This is a genomic window from Micromonospora phytophila (assembly GCF_023656545.1).
Lineage (GTDB): Bacteria > Actinomycetota > Actinomycetes > Mycobacteriales > Micromonosporaceae > Micromonospora > Micromonospora phytophila.
In genome coordinates, this window is the sequence record NZ_JAMOKF010000498.1 from 1 (window position 1) to 2,865 (window position 2,865).

Genomic DNA, 2,865 nt, shown 5'->3' on the forward strand with positions numbered 1-2,865 from the left:
GCCAAGCAGCAGGCCGCCTATCTTGAGTGGCGCGCCCGCCACGGTTAGGTCTCTCGCCAAGGAGTCGCCCGGGGCACACACGGGGCACAAGACAGCGTGAAACGTCGGCAACCAGTGACCAATGATGTGAGCCGATGTCCGGGTGCGACCAGCGTGCCAAGCAGGTTGGCGCAGGCCAGGGGAAGGCCCGTCTAAGTTCCGCTTCAACGTCTGACCGGTCCCGCTCGTTGCCGAGTTCCAAGCCATCCGAGGGCTGCGTATGGTCGATGGCGGGGTCTGATCACGGTAAGGAGGTCACCGTCGCATGAAGCCCGACGATGAGGGGCAAACCTCGCTCGTTGAATCTGGTTGCCTGATCACCTGGTTTGAGGTCGTCGATCCGTTCGTAGCGCGCACCCGAGACGACGAGCCGATCCACGACGACTACAGCAACCTCTACTTCGAGGGCACCGGGCGGATGCGTGCTCATGCCGGAGAGTTGGCCCGGCGGCCAGGCTGCATCCCGGCCGAGAGTCAGGCGCTCACGGGAGGCGATTCATGGGCCAAGCCGCTACCGCCGGCAATCGTCCGATGCGAGGTCTGCCTCGCGGCGTATCCCGTTGTCCAGATCCTTGAGCCTTTTTCATCGTGACGGTGCAGGTCACGGCCAAGTGGAGACCCCAGGTGTCGACATAGGACGAGGCTCCCGGTAAGACAGCAATCGACCAAGATCAGATGCCCCAACCGGGAGCCTCGCTGTGCTGTCTTACCCTGCCGCGATTCCGTTGTCCGCCCGCAGCCTGAACCACCTCGCGGGTCTCATCCGCCGCCACCGTGAACAGCGCAGATCCCGATGGCGGCGCCTTGATCCCGGCCGGCAGGCACTGCTCGCGCTCGCCCACCTGCGCAACGGTGACACCCTGACCCGCCTGGCCTGCGGATTCGAGATCGGTTTCACGACGGCTTGGCGGTACGTCCGGGAAGCTGTCGACCTGCTTGCCGCCACCGCAGACGACCTGAACGCCGCGATGGACCGGATCCGCCGGCTGGCCTACGCGATCCTCGACGGAACTCTGATCCCGATCGACAGAGTTGCCAACCAGAAGCCCTACTACTCGGGAAAACACCGCCGTCACGGCCTGAACGTACAGGTCGTCGCCGACCCGGCAGGCCGGCTGGTCTGGGCCTCAGCTGCCCTGCCCGGCTCGGTCCATGACCTGACCGCGGCCCGCGCTTCCGGCATCATCGACGCCCTGACCAGCGCCAACGTGATGACCTTTGCCGATAAGGCATACCAAGGCGTTCGCGGCAGCATCCGCACACCGTTCAAACGCCACCGCTACCGGCCGAAACTGCCGCGCTGGCAGAAGAAGGTCAACCGCGCTCACGCCCGGATCCGGGCCATCGGTGAACGCGCCAACGCCACCCTCAAGACCTGGAAAGTTCTGACGAAACTGCGCTGTTGCCCACACCGCGCCACCGCGATCCTGCAGGCGATCCTGGTTCTGCACCACGTCGAGAGCCCGGCCTACGTAGGATAAAAGGGATCGTTGTTACACGGACGGGTCCCAGGCGATGAGCTGGTCGAAGATGCGACGGTCGCCGTCCAGCTCCAGCTTCAGAGAATCCGGCGGTATGCGGCCGTAAAAGAACAGGACCAGGTCACTGGCCGTGCCCCGGGCGGAGGCGTCGGCCGTGTCCGGGTCCGGGTCCTCGCTGGCAGCCGGCGCGCCGAGGCGGGCGGCCCATGCGCCGTCGCGGGACAGCCGAAGGCGCCAAGAGCAGCCCTCGGTGGCGTAGTAATCGACGACGGCGGGTTCGTGCGGCCAGGCGACATCCGTCGAGCAGAGGGTGAACTGGCAGTCGTCGAAACCGTCGAGGGCGACCTCGTCCGGCAGCGGCTGCGGGGCACCCACGGTGAGCTGGACATCGTAGGTGTGCACCGCGATCTCGGGAACCTGGCGCCGTGCCCATGCACCGGAGGTTTGCGGTGACTGCGAGTCACCCCACCACGTCCAACAACCGCGATCCGGGCCGGCGTCGCGCAGCGCGCTCGTCAGTTGCTCGATGGACTCGGTCCACCAGGCCAGCAGTGCCTCGCGTTCCCGAGGCGCACCCGTGCCGTCCTCCCAAGCGGGCTTCTCCGGGGGAGCGTCTGCAGGCCCTGCGGCGACGATGGCGGCTGATTTGCGGCGGCCCATGCCCACGTGTTGCACGAGATCGAACAGCGTCCGCTCGGGATGGGTCGGAACCTGCATGTCGAGGCTGGGCGCCGCGGCGACCGCAGCGCGGAAGGCGGTCGACCGTTCGTCAATCAGCCGCAGATGATCAGAGAACGTGAGAAATTTGTGCATTCCGGCTTTCTATCACTGTGCTCCGACAACTAGGTCGACGAGCCGGAAGGACGTCTAGAGGCAACGCCGTTCAGTTAGGGCGGGGCGGTGGGTGTCAAGGGTCGGTGCTGATGACGTCGATGCTGGTGGTGGCTTTGTAGGTGTGTCGGTCGATGTTGGGGCCGCGGGCTTGGTACTTGCTGTTGGAGCCTTTGATCATGCGGGATTTGACGCGGATGCGGCGGTCGGGCAGTAGGTGGTCCAGGACGTGGGTGCCGATGACGCCGACCAGGTCGATGACGGTGTCGGCGATGACGCCGGCGGCGTGCACGGCTTGGTTGCGGGCGGTGTCCAGGGCGGTGGTGAAGCTGGCTCGGTCGGGGTCGAGGCCGGGCCGGCTGTCGGTCGCGTCGACCATCGCGGTGTGGAGTAGTTGGTAGACGCTGAGCAGGGCGTAGATCTCTTGTTGGATGCCGTCGGGGGTGCGGGCGCGCAGGACGCGTCCGGCCAGGATGCTGGATTTGAGTTCGAGGTAGGCGGTCTCGATCTCCCA

The 2,865-nt window shown here is 66.0% G+C and carries 3 protein-coding genes and 1 pseudogene; 2 read left to right on the forward strand and 2 right to left on the reverse strand.

Features of this window, described 5'->3' with window-relative positions; all coding sequences use genetic code 11:
* Window positions 1-304: 304 nt before the first annotated feature.
* Complete coding sequence (locus NCC78_RS30305; RefSeq protein ID WP_250798818.1) at window positions 305-631, forward strand: hypothetical protein; 327 nt, start codon at window positions 305-307, stop codon at window positions 629-631.
* A 106-nt stretch (window positions 632-737) separates the two neighbouring features.
* The gene (locus NCC78_RS30310; protein ID WP_250798820.1) at window positions 738-1,520 is read left to right on the forward strand and encodes a transposase family protein; all 783 of its coding nucleotides are present in this window, start codon (window positions 738-740) and stop codon (window positions 1,518-1,520) included.
* A 12-nt stretch (window positions 1,521-1,532) separates the two neighbouring features.
* Here the strand turns inward: NCC78_RS30310 and NCC78_RS30315 are convergent, their stop codons facing one another.
* Together NCC78_RS30315 and NCC78_RS30320 are read right to left on the reverse strand one after the other, a co-directional pair.
* Complete coding sequence (locus NCC78_RS30315; RefSeq protein WP_250798822.1) at window positions 1,533-2,333, reverse strand: maleylpyruvate isomerase N-terminal domain-containing protein; 801 nt, start codon at window positions 2,331-2,333, stop codon at window positions 1,533-1,535.
* Between the two features lie 94 nt (window positions 2,334-2,427).
* Window positions 2,428-2,865: pseudogene (locus tag NCC78_RS30320) on the reverse strand (IS4 family transposase); the annotation flags it as partial.